17 protein-coding genes are annotated in these 24,984 nt (G+C 71.0%); 14 read left to right on the forward strand and 3 right to left on the reverse strand.

The features are described from left to right. Positions 1 to 22: 22 nt before the first annotated feature. Positions 23 to 877: a hypothetical protein gene (locus BN159_RS45855; RefSeq protein WP_015660406.1), complete on the reverse strand. Its 855-nt coding sequence runs from the start codon at positions 875 to 877 to the stop codon at positions 23 to 25. A 241-nt stretch (positions 878 to 1,118) separates the two neighbouring features. Between BN159_RS45855 and BN159_RS28175 the strand changes: the two genes are divergently transcribed. The 12 genes from BN159_RS28175 to BN159_RS28230 all read left to right on the forward strand — a co-directional run bounded on the left by BN159_RS28175 (position 1,119) and on the right by BN159_RS28230 (position 19,472). After that, complete coding sequence (locus tag BN159_RS28175; protein ID WP_015660407.1) at positions 1,119 to 2,219, forward strand: hypothetical protein; 1,101 nt, start codon at positions 1,119 to 1,121, stop codon at positions 2,217 to 2,219. 48 nt (positions 2,220 to 2,267) lie between these two features. Beyond that, positions 2,268 to 3,038 carry a TIGR03936 family radical SAM-associated protein gene (locus BN159_RS28180; protein ID WP_015660408.1) on the forward strand — a complete coding sequence of 257 codons (771 nt, stop codon included), beginning with the start codon at positions 2,268 to 2,270 and terminating at the stop codon, positions 3,036 to 3,038. Positions 3,039 to 3,300: 262 nt separating this feature from the next. Beyond that, a complete protein-coding gene (locus BN159_RS28185; protein ID WP_015660409.1) occupies positions 3,301 to 7,311 on the forward strand; it encodes an Rne/Rng family ribonuclease in 4,011 nt (1,336 codons plus the stop codon). 234 nt (positions 7,312 to 7,545) lie between these two features. After that, positions 7,546 to 7,866: a 50S ribosomal protein L21 gene (rplU, locus tag BN159_RS28190; RefSeq protein ID WP_041819941.1), complete on the forward strand. Its 321-nt coding sequence runs from the start codon at positions 7,546 to 7,548 to the stop codon at positions 7,864 to 7,866. A gap of 14 nt (positions 7,867 to 7,880) precedes the next feature. Then, a complete protein-coding gene (gene rpmA, locus BN159_RS28195; RefSeq protein ID WP_015660411.1) occupies positions 7,881 to 8,135 on the forward strand; it encodes a 50S ribosomal protein L27 in 255 nt (84 codons plus the stop codon). 104 nt (positions 8,136 to 8,239) lie between these two features. Then, positions 8,240 to 9,682, forward strand: coding sequence for a GTPase ObgE (gene obgE / locus BN159_RS28200; RefSeq protein ID WP_015660412.1), 1,443 nt, complete (start codon positions 8,240 to 8,242; stop codon positions 9,680 to 9,682). A gap of 126 nt (positions 9,683 to 9,808) precedes the next feature. After that, complete coding sequence (locus BN159_RS28205; RefSeq protein ID WP_015660413.1) at positions 9,809 to 11,161, forward strand: FG-GAP repeat domain-containing protein; 1,353 nt, start codon at positions 9,809 to 9,811, stop codon at positions 11,159 to 11,161. A gap of 198 nt (positions 11,162 to 11,359) precedes the next feature. After that, positions 11,360 to 12,919 carry an alkaline phosphatase D family protein gene (locus BN159_RS28210; protein WP_015660414.1) on the forward strand — a complete coding sequence of 520 codons (1,560 nt, stop codon included), beginning with the start codon at positions 11,360 to 11,362 and terminating at the stop codon, positions 12,917 to 12,919. Positions 12,920 to 12,998: 79 nt separating this feature from the next. Next, a complete protein-coding gene (locus BN159_RS28215; protein ID WP_015660415.1) occupies positions 12,999 to 14,189 on the forward strand; it encodes a hypothetical protein in 1,191 nt (396 codons plus the stop codon). Positions 14,190 to 14,369: 180 nt separating this feature from the next. Beyond that, positions 14,370 to 15,869: a bifunctional cytidylyltransferase/SDR family oxidoreductase gene (locus BN159_RS28220; protein ID WP_015660416.1), complete on the forward strand. Its 1,500-nt coding sequence runs from the start codon at positions 14,370 to 14,372 to the stop codon at positions 15,867 to 15,869. Between the two features lie 141 nt (positions 15,870 to 16,010). Beyond that, positions 16,011 to 18,068 carry a hypothetical protein gene (locus BN159_RS28225; protein WP_015660417.1) on the forward strand — a complete coding sequence of 686 codons (2,058 nt, stop codon included), beginning with the start codon at positions 16,011 to 16,013 and terminating at the stop codon, positions 18,066 to 18,068. Between the two features lie 195 nt (positions 18,069 to 18,263). After that, positions 18,264 to 19,472: a glycosyltransferase family 2 protein gene (locus BN159_RS28230; RefSeq protein WP_015660418.1), complete on the forward strand. Its 1,209-nt coding sequence runs from the start codon at positions 18,264 to 18,266 to the stop codon at positions 19,470 to 19,472. On the opposite strand, the gene BN159_RS28235 is transcribed toward BN159_RS28230, so the two are convergent. Beyond that, a complete protein-coding gene (locus BN159_RS28235; RefSeq protein WP_015660419.1) occupies positions 19,405 to 21,438 on the reverse strand; it encodes a hypothetical protein in 2,034 nt (677 codons plus the stop codon). The genes BN159_RS28230 and BN159_RS28235 overlap by 68 nt on opposite strands. A 122-nt stretch (positions 21,439 to 21,560) precedes the next feature. Continuing rightward, positions 21,561 to 22,961, reverse strand: a complete 1,401-nt coding sequence (locus tag BN159_RS28240) for a polysaccharide pyruvyl transferase family protein (protein WP_015660420.1) — start codon at positions 22,959 to 22,961, stop codon at positions 21,561 to 21,563. 184 nt (positions 22,962 to 23,145) lie between these two features. Between BN159_RS28240 and proB the strand changes: the two genes are divergently transcribed. Together proB and BN159_RS28250 are read left to right on the forward strand one after the other, a co-directional pair. Further along, positions 23,146 to 24,273 carry a glutamate 5-kinase gene (proB, locus tag BN159_RS28245; RefSeq protein ID WP_078598893.1) on the forward strand — a complete coding sequence of 376 codons (1,128 nt, stop codon included), beginning with the start codon at positions 23,146 to 23,148 and terminating at the stop codon, positions 24,271 to 24,273. A 161-nt stretch (positions 24,274 to 24,434) separates the two neighbouring features. Further along, positions 24,435 to 24,911, forward strand: a complete 477-nt coding sequence (locus BN159_RS28250) for a hypothetical protein (protein ID WP_015660422.1) — start codon at positions 24,435 to 24,437, stop codon at positions 24,909 to 24,911. The last annotated feature ends 73 nt before the right edge of the window (positions 24,912 to 24,984 follow it).

Below are 24,984 nucleotides of genomic sequence, written 5' to 3' on the forward strand. Positions count from 1 at the left end.
ACACCCCCTTGCTCGTGGGGTGCTACGGGACGATGGTCCCGCCGTTCACGGCGCCGGGGGCCGGCTGCCGGTTCACGAGGCTCCAGGGTGTGGTGCACGACAGGGTGGGGGTGGCGTCGGTTTCCACATCACAGGTGGTGCCGTAGATCTGGCCGCCGGTGGTGATGACTTCGATTGCCAGGTCTCCTTCGGTCCCCCCGCCCAGTGCCTGCTGGGACACGGCGATCGCACAGGCGTTTGACGGGTAGTTGCGGAGCCCTGTGAGGTCGGTCCACAGGAAGGCCGTGGGGGTCGGCTGGAGGTCGCGGATGCCCGCGTAGGCTCTGGCCGGGCCGCCCATGACCGGTGGGGTCAACGCGGCTCGGACCTCGAAGTTGTTCTCGTCCCGGCTGGCGTCGATGTCGACACAGGGGCCGGCCGCGCCGGTGGCACCCGTGGCACCCGTTGCACCGGTCGCACCGGTCGCACCCGTTGCACCCGGGGCGCCGGTGCCGCCAGGGCCGGTGGCACCGGTGGCACCTGTCGCACCGGTGGCACCGGTGGCGCCCTTCGCACCGGTGGCACCCGTCGCACCGGTCGCACCGGTGGCGCCCTTCGCTCCGGTCGCGCCCGTCGCGCCCGTGGCGCCACGGCACTTGTCCTTGCCGGTGTACGCCTCCTCGGTCGCTCTCGGCTTGTGGTGGGGCTTGCCGGGCTTGCAGTCGTCGCCCGTGTACGGCGTCGCGGTGGGCCGCTCGGACACGGCCTGGGCGGCCGCCGCGGACGGCGTGACCACCCCGGCGGCGATGACCAGGGCGAGGGAGGTCAGTACTCCGGCCCGTTGGAACCTCGCGCGGGCCAACGGCCCCAGCAGCGAAGGAGTGTGTCGAGGACTCATAGGCATGCTCCTTGGCACGAAAGGGTCCGGGGGAGTCCCGGACCTCAGTGCGAGAGTGACGTGATCGCCCATGAGAGCCGCCGTGCGCGCGGAGGACGCGCCGTCAAATAGGTAAAACGGTCTAGCGGACAAGCGAGACGCACCGAGCGGCCTGGTGAAACCTGTCGCGCTGGTGAAAGCCGTGACGCCATCGCAACACCCGTGACGCATCCGGACCGAGGGACCGCGCGTCTTGGCCGGTATGGAACCGCAGAAGCCGCTGCCCGAGCCCCGGCAACCCGAAGGGTGCCTGGTCACCGCCATCCGCATTCCCGTACGGATCTTCGTGCTGGTGCTGGTTCTGCCGGTGCGGATGGTGTGGGACGCGCTGGTCGTCGCGTGGCGGTTCCTGACCGACACCGTGTTCCGTCCCGTCGGCCGGGCCCTGCTGTGGGTCGGGCGGGCGCTGTTCGTCTGGCCGTTCGTGGGGCTCTGGCGGTATCTGCTGGTGCCGCTCGGCCGGGGGCTCGCCTGGCTCGGGAACGTGCTGGTCGTCGTACCGCTCGGGTGGCTGTACCGGTATGTGCTCACGCCGATCGGGCACGGCTTCGCCTGGGTCGGGCGGGGGATCGTGGCCTGTCTGGCGTGGGTGTACGCGCGCGTGCTGACGCCGATCGGGCATGCCTGCATGTGGGTGCTCCGGGGGATCGGCCTCGGGCTCGCCGCCCTCGCGGCCGGGGTGTTCGGCGCCGTCGCCTGGCTCGTGCGGTATCTGCTCGTCGTGCCCGCGCTGTGGGTGTACCAGTGGGTGCTCACGCCCGTCGGGCACGCCCTCATGTGGGTCGCCCGGGGAATCGGCATCGCGCTGTACTGGATCACCCGGGTGCTGTTCGTGCTGCCCGCGCTCGCCGTGTGGCGGTGGGTGCTGGTGCCCGTCGGGCGGGCGCTGGCGGCTGTGGGGCGGGCGCTCGCCGTCGTGGGACGGGAGATCTGGGACGCGATCGTGCAGGCCTGGCGGGTCGCCGGGCGGATCTCGCTCGCCGTCGGACGGTTCTTCGGGACCCTCTTCCGGTGGATCTTCGTGGAGCCGCTGCGCTGGGTGTACCGGACCGTCCTCACGCCGGTCGGGCATGTCGTCCGGGACGCGGTGCTGCGGCCCTGCGCCGAGGCCGCGCGCAGTGTGGGCCGGGCCACCCGGCAGGCCCTCACCGCCGCCCGTGAGTCCGTACGACAGGCCCGCGCCGACTTCCGGCGGATGCTGTTCGGCGAGCCCCGGCAACCGGAGTCGGTGGCCCGGCGGGAACCTCGGGGCGCCGAGACACGTACTCTTGGTAGCAGTACGACCGCTCTCACGAAGGACTGAACGACACTGGGCAAGCGACAGCCCGAAGGCCCGCCGCCCGCTCCCGCGGTGCAGCGCATCCGACTGCGCTACACCAAGCGCGGCCGCCTCCGGTTCACCAGCCACCGTGACTTCCAGCGCGCCTTCGAGCGTGCGCTGCGCCGTGCCGAGGTGCCGATGGCGTACTCGGCGGGGTTCACGCCGCATCCGAAGGTGTCGTACGCCAATGCCGCACCCACCGGCACGGGCAGTGAGGCGGAGTATCTGGAGATCGCGCTCACCGCGGCGCGGGATCCGGAGCAGCTGAGGGTGCTGCTCGACGAGTCGCTGCCCGCCGGGCTCGATGTCGTCGACGCGGTCGAGGCCCGCACTTCCGGGCTCGCCGACCGGCTGACGGCTTCCGAGTGGGAGCTGCGTCTCGACGGTGTGGAGCCGGCCGAGGCCGAGCAGGCCGTGGCCGCGTTCAACGCCGCCGAGACCGTCGAGGTCCAGCGCATGACCAAGAACGGCGTTCGGACCTTCGACGCCCGCCAGGCGGTCGTGGATCTTGAAGCGCACGGAACGACCAGTTCGACGGCTGATAGGCCGACCGACCAGCCCTGTGCGATACTGCGGCTGGTTGTTCGGCACGTGACGCCTGCCGTACGACCCGACGACGTCCTGTCCGGTCTCCGCGCCGTGGCCGACCTGGCGCCGCCGGTCCCCGCAGCGGTGACCAGGCTGGCGCAGGGGCTGTTCGATGAAGAGACCGGCACGGTGACCGACCCGCTCGCGCCCGACCGCGAGGCAGCGACGGCCCCCACGGCCGGAACCGCTGCCGCCGCGAAGGCGCCGGCGTAAGGAAGGTCCCGCGAAGGGACGGACGTCGTAGCGCCGCCCTCGTACTCGGGAGCCACCTGGGTCGGGCAGCGCACCGACCAGAAGACTTTCGCCAGGCCGTACGCATTCGGCGTACGGAACCGGCGAGACAGGACACAGAGAGCTCCCGTGCGGCGCCCGCGCCCCGGACGGCGGCAGTCGCGCACGACGCGAGCCGCGGACGTCACCGGCCCACCGCCGGACCAGGCGCGGCGCCCGGGAGCCTGACGGGAGAAACGCCCGCATGCTCGAGCCGACCGAACCCACCGAGGGTTCCGAACTCAACACCCCCAGCGACACCCTGCCGCCGCGTCGTCGGCGCCGTGCCGCGTCCCGGCCGGCGGGTCCACCGACCGGCGCCGCCGCAGACTCCACCGACTCCGCGACCGAGGCCGCGCCGGCCATACCGGACGCCGAGGTCGAGGAGACCGAGGTCGAGGAGACGGAGGTCGCCGAGACCGAAGAGGCAGCCGAGGTCGTCGAGGCCGCGCCTGTCGCCGTCGCCGTCGCCGATGAGGCTCCCGCCGGTCGTTCGCGGCGCCGTGTGGTCCGTAGGGCGTCCGCGCCCGCCGGTGCGCCGGTGTCCGCCGAGGCCGCCGAGACCATCGTGCCGGGGACCAGCTCCGCGGAGGAGAACGCGCCCGCCACCGAGGTCGTCGAGGCCGCCTCCGCCGCCGCTGCCGTGGAGGACGCCGCCCCGCGTCGCACCCGCCGCCGCGCCACCCGCAAGGTCACCGCGCCCGCCGCCGCTCCCGAGACGGCGGAGACCGTCGTCGAGGCCGCGCCGGTCGCTCCGGTCGAGGAGATCGCCGCTCAGGTCGAGGAGACCGCCGAGGACGCCGCGCCGAAGGGACGTACGCGCCGCCGTGCGACCCGGAAGGTGTCCGCGCCCGCCGAGGCGCCGGTCGAGGAGGCTCAGGTCGAGGAGGCCGCCCCCGCCGAGACCGCCGCTGTCGCCGAGACCCCGGCCGTCGAGGACACGCCCGCCGAAGACACCCCGGCCGCGTCCGAGGACGTCGCCCCCCGTCGTACCCGTCGGCGTGCCACGCGTCGTGTGTCCGCGCCCGCCGAGGCGCCCGAGACCGTGGAGGCGTCCGTGACCGCCGCCGATGAGAGCGCCGCCAAGGCCGAGGCCGAGACCGCGCAGCCCGCCGAGGCTCCCGCCGAAGAGGCCGCCCCCCGCCGCCGGCGCCGGGTCGCCCGCGCGGCTGCCACCGGGTTCTCCGCGCCCGCACGGACCGCCGAGGAGGAGGCCGAGGAGGAGTCGGCCCCGCGTCGTCCGGCGCGGCCCGCCGTCGCCGTGTTCCAGCCGCCCGTCTTCACCGAGCCCATGTTCCAGACCCCGGAGCGCGCCGCCGCCGCGGCCGCCGCCGAGGCGTCGGACGTGTCCGGTGACGCCGAGGAGACCGCGGAGTTCCCGGAGGAGGAGCAGGCCGGCGGCCGTCGTCGACGCCGTCGCCGCGGTGCCCCCGTGGAGGAGGCCGAGGCCCGTACCGAGGCCCGCGTCGAGGCGCCCGCCGTCGAGGACGAGGCGGAGGACGCCGAGGAGTCCGTCGAGGACGGTGCCGAGGGCGAGGAGGCCGAGGAGACCGGGGCGCGCCGTCGTCGTCGCCGGGGCGGCCGTCGCCGTCGTCGCGGTGAGGCCGCGGACGCCGACTCCGAGGGCGGTGACACCGAGGGCGACGAGACCGCCGCCGAGCAGGCCGCGCAGGACGCCGAGGACACCGCCGAGCAGGAGGAAGAGGACGCCGACGAGGCGGACCGGGACGAGGAGTCCGCGGGTTCCAGCTCCAGCAGCCGGCGCCGTCGCCGCCGTCGCCGCCGGGCCGGGGACAGCTCCGGCGATGCCGAGCCGTCCGCCGACGACCCCGAGCGCACGGTCGTCAAGGTGCGCGAGCCGCGCGCCAAGGCCGAGCCGTCCGACGAGGTGCAGTCCATCAAGGGCTCGACCCGGCTCGAAGCGAAGAAGCAGCGCCGTCGGGAAGGCCGTGAGCAGGGGCGCCGCCGCGTCCCGATCATCACCGAGGCCGAATTCCTGGCCCGCCGTGAGGCCGTCGAGCGCGTGATGGTCGTCCGCCAGCACGGCGACCGTACGCAGATCGGCGTCCTCGAGGACAACGTGCTCGTGGAGCACTACGTCAACAAGGAGCAGTCGACCTCGTACGTCGGCAATGTCTACCTCGGCAAGGTGCAGAACGTCCTGCCCTCGATGGAGGCCGCCTTCATCGACATCGGCAAGGGCCGCAACGCCGTGCTCTACGCCGGTGAGGTCAACTTCGAGGCGCTCGGCATGGCCAACGGGCCGCGACGCATCGAGTCCGCCCTCAAGTCGGGCCAGTCGGTCCTGGTGCAGGTCACCAAGGACCCGATCGGGCACAAGGGCGCGCGTCTGACCAGCCAGGTCTCCCTGCCGGGCCGCTACCTGGTCTACGTCCCCGAGGGGTCGATGACCGGTATCAGCCGCAAGCTGCCCGACACCGAGCGGGCGCGGCTGAAGACCATCCTCAAGAAGATCGTCCCCGAGGACGCGGGCGTGATCGTCCGTACGGCCGCGGAGGGTGCTTCCGAGGACGAGCTGCGCCGCGATGTCGAGCGGCTCCAGGCACAGTGGGAGGACATCCAGAAGAAGGCCAAGAGCGGCAACGCGCCCACGCTGCTCTACGGCGAGCCGGACATGACGGTCCGGGTCGTCCGGGACATCTTCAACGAGGACTTCTCCAAGGTCGTCGTCAGCGGTGACGACGCCTGGTCGACGATCCACGGGTACGTCTCGCACGTCGCCCCGGATCTCGCCGAGCGGCTGTCGAAGTGGACCTCCGAGGTCGACGTCTTCGCCACCTACCGGATCGACGAGCAGCTCGCCAAGGCGCTGGACCGCAAGGTCTGGCTGCCCAGCGGCGGTTCGCTGGTGATCGACCGGACCGAGGCGATGGTCGTCGTCGACGTCAACACCGGCAAGTTCACCGGCCAGGGCGGCAACCTGGAGGAGACGGTCACCAGGAACAACCTGGAGGCGGCCGAGGAGATCGTGCGTCAGCTGCGGCTGCGCGACCTCGGCGGCATCATCGTGATCGACTTCATCGACATGGTGCTGGAGTCCAACCGGGATCTGGTGCTGCGGCGTCTGCTGGAGTGCCTGGGCCGGGACCGTACGAAGCACCAGGTCGCCGAGGTGACCTCGCTGGGGCTCGTGCAGATGACCCGGAAGCGGGTCGGCCAGGGGCTGCTGGAGTCGTTCTCCGAGACCTGCGTCCACTGCAACGGCCGCGGTGTCATCGTGCACATGGAGCAGCCGACGGCCGCCGGTGGCGGCGGCAAGCGCAAGAAGCGCGGGCGTGGCGGTGACGGGCACGAGCACGAGGCCGCGGTGACCGCGGTGGAGACCGCCGAGCCGGTCGAGCCGGAGCCCGAGACCGTCGCCGAGGTGGCGGCCGAGGTCGCCGAGCCGGTCGCGCTGCCCGCACCGGAGTTCGCGCCGGACGAGGAGCTGTACAGCAGCGTCGCCGAGGCGGAGGCCGCGGTCGCCCGCGGCGGCCGCACCCGGCGCCGGGCAAGCCGTCGGGCGTCGGCGCCGGCCGGTGCACCGAAGGCGGAGGCCCCCAGGGCCGAGGCGCCGGTCGCTCAGGAAACCACCGTCGAGCCGGAGATCGAGGCGCAGGCCGAACCCGCCGCGGTGGCGGACACGGTCGTCGAGACCCCGGCAGCCCCGGCCGCCCCCGTCGAGGAGGCCGCGCCGAAGGGCCGCACGCGTCGGCGCGCGACCCGGAAGGCGACGGCACCCGCCGGCTCGCCCGCCGGGGCGGAGGCCGCCGTGGTGACCGTCAGCAGCGAGGCCGCGGCCGAGCCGGTGGCCGAGGAGGCCGCCGCGCCCGAGCCGGTCGCCGAGCCCGTCGCCGAAGCGCCCGCCGAGAGCGCCGCCCCGGCCCGTCCGCGGCGCCGTGCCGTGCGCAAGGCCACCGCGCCGACCGCGTCCGAGGAGACGGCCGTCGTGGTCGTCCCCGCCACGGAGGCTCCGGCCGAGGAAGGGGAGCCCGCCCCGGCCAAGAAGGCGGCGGCCCGCAAGACGGCGAAGAAGGCGACGGCCAAGAAGGCCGCCACCAAGAAGACCGCGGCCAAGAAGACGGCCGCCAAGAAGACGACGGCCAAGAAGGCGGCCAAGACCGCCACGGCCGCCAAGAAGTCGACGTCGAAGAAGACCGCGGCGGCGGCGCAGCAGACGCTGCCCTCCGTCTCGGCCTCCACCGACGAGGGCTGAAGCGACACCGGGGGTGCGGTCGGTCGACGTGACCGGCCGCACACCCTCGGGGCCCGGCCCGGTTTGACCCGTTCGGCCGCCGCCCCGTAACCTTGACCGTCGGCATGTCCACTGACGTGCCACATCCCCGTAAACCTTTTCCTCCCGGACACGACTGGCCGGGAGAGGCTGTTCGCGATGTGCGGGCGGCTGGACTGCGGGGGTGCCGTTCCCGAGCGAGAGAGTGAGATCCGCGTGTACGCCATCGTGCGCAGCGGTGGTCGCCAGCACAAGGTTGCTGTCGGCGACATCGTTGAGGTTGACAAGATTTCCACTGCCAAGGTTGGCGACACGGTCGAGCTCTCGACCCTGCTCGTTGTCGACGGCGACTCCGTGACCAGCGACCCGTGGGTGCTGGCCGGCATCAAGGTCCAGGCCGAGGTCGTGGACCACCACAAGGGCGTCAAGATCGACATCCTTCGCTACAAGAACAAGACCGGCTACCGCCGTCGTCAGGGCCACCGCCAGCAGTACACGGCGATCAAGGTCACTGAGATCCCCGCGGCTGCGAAGTAAGGGACTGAGGAGAGATGGCACACAAGAAGGGCGCATCGTCCACCCGTAACGGTCGTGACTCCAACGCTCAGCGCCTCGGCGTGAAGCGCTTCGGCGGTCAGGTCGTCAGCGCGGGTGAGATCCTGGTCCGCCAGCGCGGCACCCACTTCCACCCCGGCGCGGGCGTCGGCCGTGGCGGCGACGACACGCTGTTCGCGCTGAACGCCGGTGCGGTGGAGTTCGGCACCCACCGTGGCCGCAAGGTCGTGAACATCGTTCCGGTCGCCTGATCGGAAGCTTTTCGCGAGGCGGACCTCACTTCCCGGTCGGGAAGGCGGGTCCGCCTTTCGCGTGTTGACATAGGTAAAACCCGTACTTTCTGGAGGCACACACCATGACCACCTTCGTGGACCGCGTCGAACTGCATGTCGCCGCGGGTAACGGAGGTCACGGCTGTGCCTCCGTCCACCGTGAGAAGTTCAAGCCGCTCGGCGGGCCCGACGGCGGAAACGGCGGACGCGGCGGCGATGTCATCCTCACGGTCGACCAGTCTGTGACCACGCTGCTCGACTACCACCACTCCCCGCACCGCAAGGCCACCAACGGCAAGCCCGGTGAGGGCGGCAACCGCTCCGGCAAGGAAGGCCAGGACCTGATCCTCCCGGTGCCGGACGGCACCGTGGTGCTGGACGGCGCGGGCAATGTCCTCGCCGACCTGGTCGGGCACGGCACCTCGTACGTCGCCGCCCAGGGCGGCCGGGGCGGTCTCGGCAACGCGGCCCTCGCCTCCGCCCGCCGCAAGGCGCCCGGCTTCGCCCTGCTCGGTGAGCCCGGGGACCTCCAGGACATCGTGCTGGAGCTGAAGACGGTCGCCGATGTGGCGCTGGTGGGCTACCCGAGCGCGGGCAAGTCCTCGTTGATCTCGGTGCTGAGCGCCGCCAAGCCGAAGATCGCCGACTACCCGTTCACCACGCTGGTGCCCAACCTCGGTGTGGTGACCGCCGGTTCGACCGTGTACACCATCGCCGACGTTCCGGGTCTCATCCCGGGCGCCAGCCAGGGCAAGGGCCTCGGCCTGGAGTTCCTGCGCCATGTCGAGCGGTGCAGTGTGCTGGTGCATGTGCTGGACACGGCGACTCTGGAGTCCGACCGTGACCCGGTCTCCGACCTCGACATCATCGAGGCGGAGCTGCGGGAGTACGGCGGGCTCGACAACCGGCCGCGGATCGTCGTCATGAACAAGATCGACGTACCGGACGGCAAGGACCTCGCCGAGCTGGTGCGGCCGGATCTGGAGGCGCGGGGCTACCGGGTCTTCGAGGTGTCCGCGGTCGCCCATCTCGGGCTGAAGGAGCTCTCCTTCGCGCTCGCCGACCTGGTCGGCCGGGCGCGCGCCGCCAAGCCGAAGGAGGAGGCGACGCGGATCGTCATCCGGCCCAAGGCCGTGGACGACGCGGGCTTCTCCGTCGTACGCGAGGAGGACGGGCTGTTCCGGGTGCGTGGTGAGAAGCCGGAGCGCTGGGTGCGGCAGACCGACTTCAACAACGACGAGGCCGTCGGTTATCTCGCCGACCGGCTCAACCGCCTCGGTGTCGAGGAGCAGTTGATGAAGGCGGGCGCCCGCGCGGGCGACGGCGTCGCTATCGGGCCCGAGGACAACGCCGTCGTCTTCGACTGGGAGCCGACCGTCATGGCCGGTGCCGAGATGCTCGGCCGGCGCGGTGAGGACCACCGGTTCGAGGAGCCGCGCCCCGCGGCCCAGCGCCGTAAGGACAAGCAGGCCGAACGGGACGAGTTCCAGCGGGAGTTCGACGACTTCGACCCCTTCGAGGGTTAATCCCGGGGAAAGTGGGGGCGTACGGCAGGGCAACCAACTGTCGGTTCGGCGAGTCGTACTGGGCGGCGCGGATGAGGATCTTGGTCCTCTCCGCGCTCAGCCGCCCTTTCGATGCCCGGAGTCGACGTGTCCGTACGCCGCAGTCTCGTGGTCGCTCTCGCCCTGCTGGGCGCGACCGTCGGAGCAACACCCCTCGCGCACGCCCAGTCCCAGCCCTTGAGGCAGGACTTCAACGGCGACGGCTACGAGGATCAGGTCACCGGTGTTCCCGCTGGTCAGGTGGCCGGGAAGAAGCGGGCCGGGTATGTCGCCGTCGTCTACGGCTCGGCGGTCGGGCCCGGCACCAAGAAGGTCTACACGCAGGCCTCCCCGGGTGTGCCCGGCAGCGTGGAGTCGCACGACATGTTCGGCGCCCATCTCGCCGTGGGAGACCTCGACGGCGACGGCTATGCCGATCTGCTGGTCGAGACCGACAACGAGCAGTGGACGCACGAGGGCATCGCCCGCGACGGCAACCGCATCGTGCTGTGGGGCGGCCCGAGCGGCCTCTCCTCCGGCAGTGTGCTGCCCGTGCTGACGACCGGACTGGCCCAGGGCGGCACCAGCGTCACCGGCGACTTCGACGGTGACGGGCATCTGGACCTGGCCAAGAAGGGCGAGGTGCGGTTCGGGCCGTTCGGGCGGGACGGGGCCGCCGCCTCGGTGCGGCAGGGTGCCGAGTTCACCACGCACCACCAGACGACGGACCTCGCCGCCGGGGACACGGACGGCGACGGGATCACCGACGTCGTCGCGCTGGCACGTGACTACGACCGGGGCGAGGACAACCAGTACGCCTACTCCGTGACCGTGGCCCGCGGCAGCCATGACGGGCTGCTCCCGCCGACGGTCGTGACGAGCTTCCGTACGGCCGAGCCCTGGCAGGAGTCCCTCGCGGTCGGCGATGTCGACGGCGACGGGCCCGCCGAGATCGTGACCGGCGCCGGCAACGACATCAGGGTCCTCGACGGCGGCACCGAGCGGATCATCACCCAGAACACCCCCGGTGTCCCCGGCGCCCAGGAGAAGGGCGACACCTTCGGCGCCGTGGTCTCGGTGGGCGATGTCGACGGGGACGGCTACGGGGACATCGTGGCGGGCAATCCGACCGAGGACTTCGCCGGACGGACCGATGCGGGCATCTTCGCCGTCGTACCGGGCGGGCCCGACGGGCCGACCGGGGCGGGCACCCGGGCGTTCAGCCAGTCGAGCCCCGGTGTGCCCGGCAGTGCCGAGGCGGGGGACCGTTTCGGTGGCAGGACCGATGTCGTCGACAGCGACGGCGACGGGCGGGCCGAGCCGGTCGTGTCGGCCATCGCCGAGAACGACTGGGCCGGTGCTGTCTGGCTGTTCGGGCCCAAGGGCACCGTGTCCGTCGGCTCGGGTTCCTTCGGGATGACCGCTGCCGACGCGCGGTTCGGGGACCGTTTCCCCGAATAACTGACTGAATCTCAAGAGGCAGGCACCCAGAACCCGTTGTGGCCGGATCACGTTTGTCGTGGTGTTCCCGTGCCGCAACGGGTCTTCTGTTGTCTCCCTAGTTGTCATGCACGCGAGCCCTGGGGTTCAGCGGGCGGACTGACCGGAGCGTGAGCTTCGAATGAGTCCAAGGGGCCCGCGACGCAAGGGAGTTCGCCGATGACCGAAGCGACCGCAGCAGGATCACCGGACCGCCGCCGCTTCCTGACCGCCTCGGCCGCCGTGCTCGGCGCCGCCGCCTCCGCCCAGCTGTGGCTGCCCGCCACCGCTCATGCCGCCGAAACCCCGCTGCCCGAGGGCGTGTTCAGCCTCGGTGTGGCCTCCGGCGACCCGCTCCCCGACGGCATCGTGCTGTGGACCCGGCTCGCCCCGGACCCGCTGAACGGCGGCGGTATGCCCGACGCGGTCGTGCCGGTGCAGTGGGAGCTCGCGGAGGACGAGCGGTTCCGCAAGGTCGTGCGCCGCGGCACCGCCCAGGCCCGGCCCGAGTACGGGCACAGCGTTCACGTGGACGTACGGGGCCTGCGTCCCGGCCGCCGCTACTGGTACCGCTTCCGCGCCGGCGGCCGTATCTCCCCGGTGGGCCGCACCCGTACCGCGCCCCACCCGCTCAGCTCCGGCGGCGATCTGCGCCTCGCCCTCGCCTCCTGCCAGAACTGGCAGCACGGCTGGTTCACGCCGTACGCCGACATGCTGGACCAGGACCCCGATGTCGTGCTGTTCGTCGGTGACTACATCTACGAGTCGGTGCCCTCGGCGACGGCGCTGCGCAGGCACGAGGGGACGGGGGAGCCGTACACCCTGGCGCAGTACCGCAACCGGTACGCGCAGTACCGCAGCGACCCCGATCTCGCGGCGATGCACGCGGGCGCGCCCTTCGTGGTGACCTTCGACGACCACGAGGTCGACAACGACTTCGCCGGCGAGATCCCGCAGGACCCGGCCAAGCAGCCGCACGAGGCGTTCGTGGCCCGGCTCACCGCCGCCTACCAGGCGTACTACGAGCACATGCCGGTGCGGGCCACGGCCGTCCCGAACGGACCGCACATCCGGATGCACCGCCGCCTGGAGTTCGGCCGGCTGGCCCGGCTCAACGTGCTCGACACCCGGCAGTACCGCAGCGACCAGGCCACCAGCCAGGCCGGTGCCATGGACCCCGCGCTCACGATGCTCGGCGCCGAGCAGAAGCGGTGGCTGCTGGACGGGCTGCACGGCTCGCCGGCCCGCTGGAACCTGATCGCCTCGCAGATCATGATGGCCGAGACCGATCTGCTGGTCGGCGAGGGCAAGCAGTGGTTCTACGACGCCTGGGACGGCTACCAGGCCGAGCGGAACCAGTTCCTGAGCGAGTTCAAGCGGGTCCGCAACCCCGTGGTGCTCACCGGGGACCGGCATCTGACGATGATCAGCGATCTGAAGGAGGACTTCGCGAACCCGGAGTCCGCCGTCGTCGGCGCCGAGTTCGTCGGCACCTCCATCTCCAGCAACGGCGACCAGGACCAGGAGGCGTTCCGCCGGGAGTGGGACCCGCGCCGGGCGGACAACCCGCACTGGAAGCTGCTCGACGCGCACCGCGGCTACCACCTCTTCGACATCCGCCGCGACGGCATCGACGCGCAGGTCAGGGTGGTGGACACGGTCCGGCAGCAGACCTCGGTGCCGAGCACGCTGGCCCGGCTGCGGCTGGAGGCGGGGCGCCCCGGCGTGGAGGTCGTGTGATGCGATGAGTGTGGCGCTCATCACTGTCCCATACGGCTCTTAGCCAACCCTCAGGTACCGGTCCTACCGTCACCTGACTATGGAGACGGACTGTACGAGAGATGAAGTCCCGGCCAACGGTGGCGTCGCTCCGCTGCCGGCCGGGACACGGCTGCTGCACATCGGCCCGCACAAGACCGGGACCACCTCGATCCAGGGCGCCCTGTTCGCGGCCAAGGAGGCGATGGCCGGGCACGGCGTCGACTTCCCCGCCACCAGCAGGCACCCCATGTCGGCGGCGCTCGCGGTCTGCGCCCGCCCCGGGATGATGGGCAACGCCAAGCCCACCGACCGGCACTGGGAGACCCTGGTCGAGCAGGTCGCCGCCACCGGCCGGCGCACCTCGGTGGTCAGCAGCGAGTTCTTCGCCGACGCCCCCGACGACGAGACGATCGCCAAGATCGTCGAGGATCTCGGCGGCGACCGGGTGCACGTCCTGGTCACCCTGCGCCCGCTGGCCAGGATCATGCCCTCGCAGTGGCAGCAGTACGTGCAGAACGGTTTGCGCATGGGCTACGAGAGCTGGCTCCGGCACATGCTGCGCAAGCCGCCGTACGAGAAGCCCAACCCCAGCTTCTGGCGGCGGCACCGGCACGACCGGCTGATCGAGCGGTGGGTGCGGGTGGTCGGGGCCGAGCGGGTCACCGTCGTGGTGGTCGACGACGCCGACCGCGGTGGCCTGATGCGCACCTTCGAGGGGCTGCTCGGACTCCCGGAGAATCTGCTCCAGGAGGTCCCGGACACCGCGAACCGGTCACTCACCCTCGCCGAGACCGAAATGCTGCGGAATCTTAATGTGGAATTCCGCGAGAATGAGCTTCCGGAGGAGCTCTATTCCCAGCTTGTCCGATATGGCGCCGTTATGCATATGAAGAACGCGTGCGCCCCGGGTCCCGACGACGTGAAGATCTGCACCCCGCAGTGGGCCGTCGAGGCGGCCGCCGGGATCGGCGCCGAGATGGCCGGGCGGATCGGCACGATGGGTGTGCGGGTGCTCGGCGATCCGGCCCTGCTGTCCGCCGTGCCGAAGCCCGCCGCCCGGACCGAAGCCGAGCCGCGGATGGCGCCCGAGGTCGCCGCGCAGGCGCTGTACGGGGCCCTCGCCGCGGCCGCCGCCGCACCGGTGGGCAGCGCTGTGCCGGTCCAGGCGCGGACGGTTCATCAGACGTCGTCCAAGGAACTCGTGAAGGTCCTCGGACATCGCTGTCTGAAGAAGCTGCGCCGTCGCTGAGCTGTGCGGTTACTCACAGCAATTCCGGGGGAACCATGGACGCTTTCCGGACCGTCACCAGGAGTGCAAGGTGAATGACAGGTTGCGCGCATATATGCGGCGGAGGACGCTCACCTTGCACTGCGGTAACCGGAAGTGGGACCATTTCCAAGTTCCCAGTCGCCACAAGGTAGGTCACCTGTGTCCCAGCACATAGCCAAGCCCCGTACCACCGCAGTGATCCTGGCCGGCGGTACCGGCCAGCGTGTGGGTCTCTCGATCCCCAAGCAGCTGCTGAAGATCGCCGGCAAGGCCGTCATCGAGCACACCCTGACCACCTTCGAGAAGGCCGACTCGATCGACGACGTCATCGTGCTGATGGCGCCGGGCTATGTGCCCGACATCGAGAAGATCGTGGCCAAGGCCGGGTTCAAGAAGGTCACCAAGATCATCGAGGGTGGCTCCACCCGCAATGAGACCACCGAGCGGGCCATCGCCGCGCTCGGCGAGGGCCTCGCGGAGGGTGAGGACCGCAACGTCCTCTTCCACGACGCCGTGCGCCCGCTGCTGTCACAGCGCGTGATCGACGACTGTGTCGTGGCCCTGGAGCGCTACCAGGCCGTCGACGTCGCCATCCCGTCCGCGGACACCATCATCGTGACCCGCACCCACGGCGAGGACGGCGAGTTCATCACCGAGATCCCGGACCGCTCCCGGCTGCGCCGCGGCCAGACGCCGCAGGCGTTCAAGCTGTCCACGATCAAGCGGGCCTACGAGGTCGCCGCGGGTGACCCCAACTTCCAGGCCACCGACGACTGCTCGGTCGTGCTGAAGTACCTGCCGGACGTGCCGATCCACGTGGTCGCGGGTGACGAGTACAACATGAAGGTCACCCAGCCCGTCGACGTCTTCATCGCCGACAAGCTGTTCCAGCTGGCCTCCACCGCCGCCCCCGAGCAGGTCTCCGAGGAGGCCTACCGCGAGCTGCTGACCGGCAAGACCGTCGTCGTCTTCGGCGGCAGCTACGGCATCGGCAAGGACATCGCCGAGCTCGCCGAGTCCTACGGCTCCAAGGTGTACGCGCTGGGCCGCTCCACCACCGGCACCCACGTGGAGAACCCGGAGGAGGTCGACGACGCGCTGTCCAAGGCCTACGCCGAGACGGGCCGGATCGACTACGTCGTCAACACCGCCGGTGTGCTGCGCATCGGCAAGCTGGCCGAGACCGACAACGCCACCATCGAGGAGGCGCTGAAGGTCAACTACCTCGCGCCGGTGCAGATCGCCCGCTCCTCGTACAAGTACCTCGCCGAGACCAACGGCCAGCTGCTGCTCTACACCTCCAGCAGCTACACCCGCGGCCGCGCCGAGTACAGCCTGTACTCCTCCACCAAGGCCGCCATGGTCAACCTCACCCAGGCGCTGTCCGACGAGTGGGCCGGTGACGGCATCCGGGTGAACTGCATCAACCCCGAGCGCACCGCGACCCCCATGCGCACCAAGGCCTTCGGCCAGGAGCCCGCGGGCAGCCTGCTCTCCTCCGAGGCGGTCGCCCGCACCTCGCTCGACGTGCTGCTTTCCGAGCTGACCGGCCATGTCATCGACGTCCGCCAGCAGGACCCGACGGCCGCCGCGGGCCAGGCCTCCGGCTTCGAGGCCGCGCTGGCCAGTGTGCTTGACCGCCAGGACGGCGTGGCATAATCAACAGCTAATAAGCCTTACGGAATTCAGGCCTCTGCGTTTCTTCATTCACGAAGAATTCACAGGGGCCTGAGTCCTTCACCCTTCGTGCTCCACCCCTCGTTCCTCAGACCGGCAACCCCTCCCAGAGCAGGTTTATCCGTGATCTCCACCGCTATACGCGTCGCCCGGGTGGGCAGCGCGGCCGAGCTGGCCGCGGCGGTCCTCGTGATGCTGGGCTTCCCCTGCCTCATGGTGGCCGCGCTCGTCCCGAGCGTTCCCGCCTTCGCGGCCGGTGCCGCAGTGACGTACCTGGCGGACCACTATCTGCACCGCAAGGGCAGCTACCTGGTCAACCGCCTCAGCAAGGTGCGCGCCGGACTGTCGATCCGCTTTTTGATCAGACAGCTGCTGCTGATCCTGCTGCTGGCCCGCCTGGACCTCTCGGACAACCTGGTCTTCTACGCCGCGGTCGCCGGCTTCATCGCCTTCTACGGCCTCCAGGCCCCGCACGGCGCCCTGGTCACCCTGATCCGCAACCGCCGCCGGATGCCGGTCGCCACCCGCAACGTCGACCTGGCCTCGCGCATCCGTATCCCGGACGCCCCGCCGCAGGGCCTGTTGAACCGCTCCGCCGAGAAGATGCTCCACCTGGACCTGGCCGCCGTCATCGGCGTGCTCGTCTCCGCCTCCCTGGACGAGTCGCTCGCCGGGTTCATCGGCATCGGCGTCACGCTGCTGCTGGGCACCCTGTACGTCCTCGCCCTGGTGCCGTACGTCCGTGGCGCGAAGATCCCGCCGAACGCGGACACCGTGCTGGCCGCCGTGGACGACTGGCTGACCCAGTACCGCCCCGAGACGGTGCTGTACTTCTCCGGCTCCAAGGACTCCGCGTACCAGGTCAACATGTGGCTGGAGACGATGGAGCAGCTCGACTCCAGGCCGCTGATCATCCTGCGTGAGCGGGTCATCCTGAACAACCTCGCCCCGACCACGGTCCCCGTCATCTGCGTGCCCGGAGGGGTGCACCTGATGAACCTGGAGCTGTCCACCGTGCGCGTCGCGCTGTACGCGGCGAACGTCGGCAAGAACATCCACCTGCTGCGCGTGCCCACCATGAAGCACGTCTTCATCGGCCACGGCGACAGCGACAAGCTGGCCAGCGTCAACCCGTTCAGCAAGGTCTACGACGAGGTGTGGACCGCGGGTCGCGCGGGCCGCGACCGGTACGCCATAGCGGACGTCGGTGTCCGCGACGACGACATCGCCGAGGTCGGCCGCCCGCAGCTGGCGCCCATCCGGACCTGGCAGGGCGTCCCCGAGGACCGGATGCCGACCGTGCTGTACGCGCCCACCTGGGAGGGCTGGGACGGCAACCCGGGCAACACCTCGATCGTGCTGGCCGGCGAGAACATCGTGAACCGCCTGGTCAAGGCCGATCCGCCGGTCCGTGTGCTGTACAAGCCGCACCCGTTCACCGGCACCGTCAGCGCCGAGGCCAAGGCCGCCCACGCGCGGATCACCGCGCTGGTGGAGAAGGCCGGCGCGGCCCGCGCCACCGACGCCCGCTTCACCGCCGACGCCGCCGCCCAGAGCGCCGCCAAGGCCGAACTGACCCGGATCGAGGCCCGGCTCGCCGAGCTGTCCGGCAACGGCAAGGACCGCGGCGACGAGGCCGAGGCCACCCGTGACGGCGTGGTGGACGTCGCCCGGCACGAGGAGGCCGCCCGGCTGCGCGCCGAGTGGAACGACGCCTACTGGCGCTCCTTCGGCGCCCACGAGCACCGCGTCATCACCGGCGCCGAGCCGCGTCTGTACGACTGCTTCAACGTCTCCGACGCGATGGTCTCCGACATCTCCAGCGTGGTCTCCGACTTCATCGCGAGCGGCAAGCCGTACGCGGTGACGGACTCCGGGGAGCTGGGCGAGGAGGAGTTCAAGCGGCAGAACACCGCGGTGCGTGCCGCGGTGATCCTGACCAACAGCGCGGCCGAGCTGGGCGGGCTGCTGGACGCGGTCCGCGACCCGGCGGCCGACCCGCTGGCCGAGGACCGCGGCGAGCTGAAGCGGTACCTGCTCGGACCCGACGAGCCCGCCTCCATCGAGCAGTTCAACACCGCGGTCGCGAACCTCGCCCTGAAGGCGGAGACCCGCAACCTCGGCCAGGAGGCCCGGGTCGCGGCGGCGGAGGCCACGGAGTCCGCGGAACTGACCGGCTGAAACCGCGCCTGAGCACCCCCGTTCGGCCCCCGAGGAGTTCAACTCCCCGGGGGCCGAACGCTTTTCACACCTCATACGTACCGTGAGGTGGGTCACAATGCGACCCCCGAAGGACAACCGCTTCCTGCGCTGAACCGTCTTCTAGGTAGCGAAAAGGAGATACGGGAGAAAACCTTCCGTTTACTAGGGGGAAACGTGACCGTGACGCAGCCTGATGTGAGCGTCGTCATCGGGGCGTACGAAGCGATGCCGTACCTGGTCGACTGCCTGGCGTCCCTGGAGGCGCAGACCCTGGACCCCGCGCGGATCGAGGTCATCGCGGTGGACGACGGCTCGACCGACGGCACGGGGGAGTACCTGGAGGAGTTCGCGGCCCGCGCCCCCATGCAGGTGACGGTGATCCGGCAGGAGAACTCCGGCGGCCCGAGCGGCCCGCGCAACATCGGCCTGGGCAAGGCCGCCGGGCGCTACGTCTTCTTCCTCGACGCCGACGACCGGCTGGGCGCCGAGGCTCTTGAGCGGATGGTCGCCATGGCCGACCGCAACGGCACCGATGTGGTCCTCGGCCGGGTCGAGGGCATCAACCGCAACCCGCCGAAGTCGATGTGGGGAAAGACGCTGGAGCGCACCGATGTGTACTCCTCCAACATCAAGTTCACGCTGAGCGCGCAGAAGCTGTTCCGCCGCGAGCTGCTGACCCGGCACGACATGCGCTTCGACGAGTCCCTGTGGACCGGCGAGGACGCGCTGTTCACGATGGAGGCCTATCTGCGGGCCGACGGCGTCTCCGTGCTCGCCGACTACACCTGCTACTACCTGGTGGGCCGCGAGGACGGCAAGCACGTGACCAAGAGCGGGGGTTACACCCGGCGCTTCGACTCCGCGCGCGCCCTGATGAACCTGATCGCGGAGATGGTCCCGCCCGGCCCCAAGCGCGATGTGCTGATGGTCCGTCCGTTCACCGTCACGCTGCTGCCGCAGTTCGGGCCGAAGTACCTCAAGGACAACGACAAGGTCCGGCGCCACAAGTTCGAACTGGCGGCACCGCTGCTGGCCGCGCACTGGAGCGAGGGCGTGGCGCACCGGCTGAAGGTCGAGGAGCGGCTGCGGATGCACCTGGTCGCCGGGCAGCAGCCCGAACGGCTGCTGGAGGTCCTGAAGTTCGGCAAGGCCAAGAAGCAGCCGGCGACCCTCCTGGAGAAGAAGGGCCGCCGGGTGTACCTGGCCTATCCGTACTTCCGGGACCGCGAGGCCGGGATACCGGACTCGGTCTATCTGGCCGAGCCCCGGGAGGCCCGGGGCGTTCCCGGCTACCGCGAGGGCGGCACCGACTACTTCATGCGCCGGGCTCTGCGGAAGCTGCGGAAGACGCTGCGGCCGGCCCCGGCTCCGGCGAGCCGCTGAGGCGCTGCCCAGGGATCAGCCGGGCCCGCCGCTCCTCGGCCGCCGAACACAGCTCCTGTACGGCCGTGTTGAAGCGCTCCTGGGCGGCCGGCTCGTCAGGCCCCAGCAGATGCCGCTTCAACTCGGCCCGCGCCCCGGCCAGTTCGTCCTTCTCCGGATTCCGCACCGACTCCAGCAGCTCGGGCACCCCGGCCGCGTCCGGCGCCAGCACGGTCGCCGCCCGCACGGTCGGGAAGGTCTTGCAGAAGACGTCCTCCGCGAGACCGCTGGTGTTGGCCACGGCGTACGGCTTCCCGCTCGCCAGGAAGTCGCTGACCACGCTGGAGACATCGCTGACCAGCAGGTCCGACCGGTTGAAGCAGGAGAACAGCGTGGGCCGCACGCCGATGACGATCTGGTGCTCCCACTCGGGCAGCGAGGCCCAGTAGGCCTCCTCCCAGGCGGCCGTGGCCTCGGCCACCGCCCGTGCCCGCCCCGCCTCGGGCGTCGACTGCGCCAGCATCCGCTCGACCTGGTCGGCACCGGCCCGGAAGTCGCTCGCGGTCAGCCGGTCCAACTCCACGGTCCGCCGGGCCAGTTCACCGTCGTCGACGGGCCGCGCCCCGGACCGCTCCCGGTTCGCGGCCCGGATCAGCTCCCGGATCCGCAGATCGGCCGCCCCGGCCCGCGGATCCACCGACCCGGTCAGCGGATGCGGCTTGTACAGCAGCCGCACCTTCGGATCCGCCAGCAGCGCCCGTACGACGTTCTCCCCGGCCTCGATCACCGAGGTGTTCCCCGGGTTGCCGTCCCAGCCCTCCCAGGTCGGCGCGTACAGCACGGTGGTGTACGCCCCGGTGGGCGGGCCCGAGTACGGCCGTACGGCGTCCAGTTGGGGGCGGCCGATCTCCACGACGTCCTTGTCCTCGACGCCGACCTCGGCCTGCGCGTACCGCTCGCGCGCCGCGGGACCGGCCACCCACACCTCGTCGTAGGCCTTCGCGTACGGGTTGCAGGAGGACAGCTTGTCGCTCTCCCCGTGGTTGACGAAGGTGTGCAGCAGCGTGGGGATGCGCAGCACCTGGGAGGTCTTGCCGGAGTTCGAGGGGTGGATGAGCACCCGGAGCGTGGACTGTTCGAGCCGCATCAGCGTGGAGACCTTCGGCAGGCACAGCACGGGTACGTCGGTCGCCGCGAGCTTCTGCACCATGAACCGCTCCCGCAGCACGATCAGCGGCCGACCCTCCACCTGCGCCAGCGGCTCCAGCCACATGTTCGCCTGGTACGCCGAGGAGGTGCCGCCGGAGAAGTACAGGCCGACCGTCGGGCGGTACTCCGCCAGCCAGCGGTCGAGCCACTCCAGTGCCTCCCGCTCGCCCGCCGGACGGCGGCCCGGCAGCAGCCGCAGCAGCAGGTCACACAGGCCCAGCACGGCGATGCCCAGGGACAGGGCGAGGCCGAGGGCCGCCCAGCGGCGGTCGGCGGTGGCGGCGGTGGCCAGCAGACCGGCCGTCGCGGGCAGGCCGTAGGCGAGCAGCCGGTTGCCGGGGCGGCGCAGCAGCAGCGGCGGGGCCGGGGAAAGGCGTAGGGCGGAGGCGTCGATGTTGCGGGTCACCACCGGCAGGGTGCGGGTGCGGCGGACCAGGATCGACGCCGCCTGGATCGCGCAGTGCAGCGCGTAGAAGGCGAGCAGGGCGGCGACCAGCGGGGTGTACGACGACTCCCGGTCCTGTCCGCCGAGCCGCAGCAGCGCCACCACCAGCAGCAGGTCCCGCAGCGCATGGCGCACGGTGATGTCCAGGTGCGACTTGGCGAACACCGAGAGCATGCCGCGCTGCCAGCGGTACAGCACGCCCTCCACGGCCAGGCACACGGCGGTGGCGGCGATCAGCAGCGGGACGTGCGGGCGCAGGGCGGCAACGGCCAGCGCGCAGAACGCGCCCACGAGGGTGGCCGCCAGCAGCGGACGGGGGATGGATCTTGGCACTACGGTCACTCCAAGCGTCGACGCAGACATGCGTCCGGGTTAACGCCCGACGGCCTCCGTACGACACGCGGGTGACGTACGGAGGCCGTGGAGTGCCGGTGGGCCGGAGCGCCCTGAAGGGGTCAGCGCCCGTTCTGAAGTGCCTTGCCGACCACGCGGCGGGCGCGCCGGTACACGGACGTCTGCGACACGGGGGCCGCGACCGCCTTGCTGCCGCTCTTCGCCAGCTCCTGCTTCAGCTTGGCGTTGTCCGCGGTCAGCTTGGTGATCCGGTTCTGGAGGAAGCCGAACCGGGCCGCCATGGCTATCGGGTCGGCGTCGTTCCAGGGGCGGATGCCGGCCGGGAAGTCCAGCGACCGCATGCGCTTCTCGAACGCCGCGCCGCTGTCGCCGTGCGTGAAGGTGTTCTTCAGGCCGTTGCGGTCCAGGAACCCCGTGAACCGCTCGAAGCGCTCATGGTGGTTGTTGACCAGCGGTCCGAAGTCGGCCTGCGCGTACAGCTTCGCCGGGTCGACGTCCACGCCCTTGCCGAGCTCGTCGATCCGCTGGTGCGGGATGTCGAAGTACCGGCACAGCTCCAGCGTGCGGGAGTCGCCGCACAGCACCGTCGCGGGCGTGCCGGCCAGCAGCGCCGCGATGTTGCCGTGGATCCGGGAGCCGAAGGAGAAGTCGAACTCGCGCAGATCGTCGATCCAGGTGATCGGGTCGATGTAGACGCGGGCCTTGCCCTCCCGGTACATCGGGTGGTCCGGGTGGGTCGGCATCGCGGTGATCTTGCCATTGGCGCTGGAGACGTCCCGCCAGTGCAGCTGGAGCGCGTCGGTGAGGTTCTGGCCGATGTAGCGCAGGTGGGGGTAGCGCTCGTGGGCGGCGGCGATGACCCGGTCCAGGCCCTGGGTCCGCACCGCGCTGTGCGAGCCGTTGATCGCGACCCGGGACTCGGCGTTCAGCTCGGGCGCCCGCTTGGCGACGTTCAGGTCCTTGCCGTACATGAACATCGACGGGCAGCCGATGACCTCGACGTCCCGGAAGCCCATGTCGTTGAGGTACTTCTCGGTGAACTCGCCGCGCACGCCGATCGAGGTGCTCTTGTCGAGCACCGCGGAGACGAACGCGCGCACGGCCGGCTCCATCGGCTTCAGCCGCGCCGGGTCGTAGCTGAGCCCGGTCTGCGCGCCGACGCCGACCACGACGACCGGGATCCGCAGCTTGGTGATCAGCTGGGTCAGCCGCCGCAGCTGTGGCTCGAACGACGGCCGGAAGGCGTTGGCGAGCGGCACGACGAAGGCGTCGTACTGCTCGTTGATCCTCCCCGCGGCCTGCACATTGGTCCTGATGCCGTTGGACACGACCTCGGTGCCCGGGACTTCGAGGATCTTGTGGGTGGCGTCGCTGAAGATCAGGTTGCCGGAGTTGGTGGCGATGACGTCGCGGTGGAGGGCTTCCTCGACCGGGACGACGTCGTAGGGGCTCTTCCCCGATCTGAGGAGGATGCGCCGCGCAGGGGGAACATTCGATGACACAAACGTCAGAATAAGTTTGACTGAACTTTGATTTCTATAAGCAACCAGTACAACCTTTTTGTCGTATGCGCAGCGTGAGTGGGCGGCTACCGGCCTGCTGTCCGGCGACTGGACCGATGCGCGAGGGACGGCCCCCTTCGCGTAGATTGCGGTTCAGTCGACGCGCGAGGGGACGGAACAGCAGGTGACAGGCGTAAGGCAGGCCGTGGCCGAGGCCCGCAGGGTCGTCGTCAAGGTGGGTTCCTCGTCCCTGACAACCGCCTCCGGAGGGCTCGACGCGGACCGTGTGGACGCCCTCGTGGACGTCCTCGCGAAGAGCCGAAGCGGCGGGGAACGTGAGATTGTTCTCGTTTCCTCCGGCGCCATCGCCGCCGGTCTGGCCCCGCTCGGACTGCGTCGCCGCCCCAAGGACCTGGCCCGCCAGCAGGCCGCCGCCAGCGTCGGCCAGGGACTGCTCGTCGCCCGCTACACCGCCTCCTTCGCCCGCTACGGCGTCCGCGTCGGCCAGGTGCTGCTCACCTCCGACGACATGAGCCGTCGCGCCCACCACCGCAACGCCTCGCGCACCCTCGACAAGCTCCTCGCGATGGGCGCCCTGCCGGTCGTCAACGAGAACGACACCGTCGCCACGGACGAGATCCGCTTCGGCGACAACGACCGCCTCGCCGCCCTCGTCGCCCACCTGGTCCGCGCCGACCTGCTGGTGCTGCTGTCCGACGTGGACGGCGTGTACGACGGCGACCCCAGCAGGCCCGGCACCTCGCGGATAGCGGAGGTACGGGGACCCGGGGACCTGGCGCACGTGGAGATCGGCAGCGCGGGCAAGGCCGGGGTCGGCACCGGCGGCATGGTCACCAAGGTCGAGGCCGCCCGGATCGCCGCCGCCGCGGGCATCCCGGTGGTGCTCACCAGCGCCGTGCACGCCGCCGAGGCGCTCTCCGGCGGGGACACCGGCACCTACTTCCACGCCACCGGCAGACGCTCCGCCGACCGGCTGCTGTGGCTCCAGCACGCCTCCACACCGCAGGGCTCGCTGACCCTGGACGACGGCGCGGTGCGGGCCGTCGTGGAGCGCCGCAAGTCGCTGCTCCCGGCCGGGATCGCCGCCGTGGAGGGCGAGTTCAGCGCCGGGGACCCGGTGGAGCTGCGGGACGGGGCCGGGCGGGCGGTCGCGCGCGGTCTGGTCAGCTTCGACGCCAAGGAGATCCCCCAGCTCATCGGGCGCTCCACGCACGAGCTGGCCCGGGAGCTGGGCCCGGCGTACGAGCGCGAGGTCGTCCACCGCGACGATCTGGTGCTTCTGGAGCCCTGACGCGGCCTGCGTCCGAAAACAGGGTGAACGCCCCGGCGAACGTGTCGCCCTGAGGTGGACGTTCCGCAAAAGCGCCACACAACCGCTTGCGGGCTGCTCAACTTTGTCTCAAGGAAACAAACCGCCGAGCACTGCTCGACCGTGGGACGAAGGAGGCCGTCGTGAGACGAGTACGCCCTGGGGCGGCGGCGTCCGGCGGTGGGATCGGCGGCTCCTCCTCCCGGGCGCCCGGTGAGGAGCGCGCCCTGACCAGCGTCGCGACCGGCGAACTGGCCGGCGGCGGAGAGCCCGAGGAACTGCCCCGGCTGTGGCATGTCACCCTCAGCGTCTCCGGCGAGGAGGCACCGCTCAAGGAGGTCAGGCGGGCGCTCGAACAGCTCGCCCACGACCACCCCTTCCTGCTGACCAGCCGCTACGCCAACGACCACGCCGAGATCCGGTACTGGGAGGAGGCCCGCGACCTGCACGACGCCGCCGCCGTCGCGCTGCGCCTGTGGGGCGAGCACCGCCAGAGCGCGGGCCTGCCGCCCTGGGAGATCGTCGGCCTGGAGGTCATCGACCGCGTGACCTACCACCAGCGCATCGCCGAGGGGTACGGCCCGCCGCCGGCCAGCCCGGTGGGCGTGCACCCCTACTGAGGTCGGTCGGGCCGCCCTGGAGGACCCCTTTTGCGGGACCTTCGGACGGCTTGTCTCGCGGTGTGGGACATCC

The organism is Streptomyces davaonensis JCM 4913 (assembly GCF_000349325.1).
GTDB classification, from domain to species: Bacteria; Actinomycetota; Actinomycetes; order Streptomycetales; family Streptomycetaceae; genus Streptomyces; species Streptomyces davaonensis.

Coding starts and splice junctions, on each gene's coding strand:
- BN159_RS28185 (WP_015660409.1), top strand. CDS start 3,301: ATGCTCGAGCCGACCGAACCCACCGAGGGTTCCGAACTCAACACCCCC.
- BN159_RS28215 (WP_015660415.1), top strand. CDS start 12,999: ATGGAGACGGACTGTACGAGAGATGAAGTCCCGGCCAACGGTGGCGTC.
- obgE (WP_015660412.1), top strand. CDS start 8,240: ATGACCACCTTCGTGGACCGCGTCGAACTGCATGTCGCCGCGGGTAAC.
- BN159_RS28175 (WP_015660407.1), top strand. CDS start 1,119: ATGGAACCGCAGAAGCCGCTGCCCGAGCCCCGGCAACCCGAAGGGTGC.
- BN159_RS28210 (WP_015660414.1), top strand. CDS start 11,360: ATGACCGAAGCGACCGCAGCAGGATCACCGGACCGCCGCCGCTTCCTG.
- rpmA (WP_015660411.1), top strand. CDS start 7,881: ATGGCACACAAGAAGGGCGCATCGTCCACCCGTAACGGTCGTGACTCC.
- BN159_RS45855 (WP_015660406.1), bottom strand. CDS start 877: ATGAGTCCTCGACACACTCCTTCGCTGCTGGGGCCGTTGGCCCGCGCG.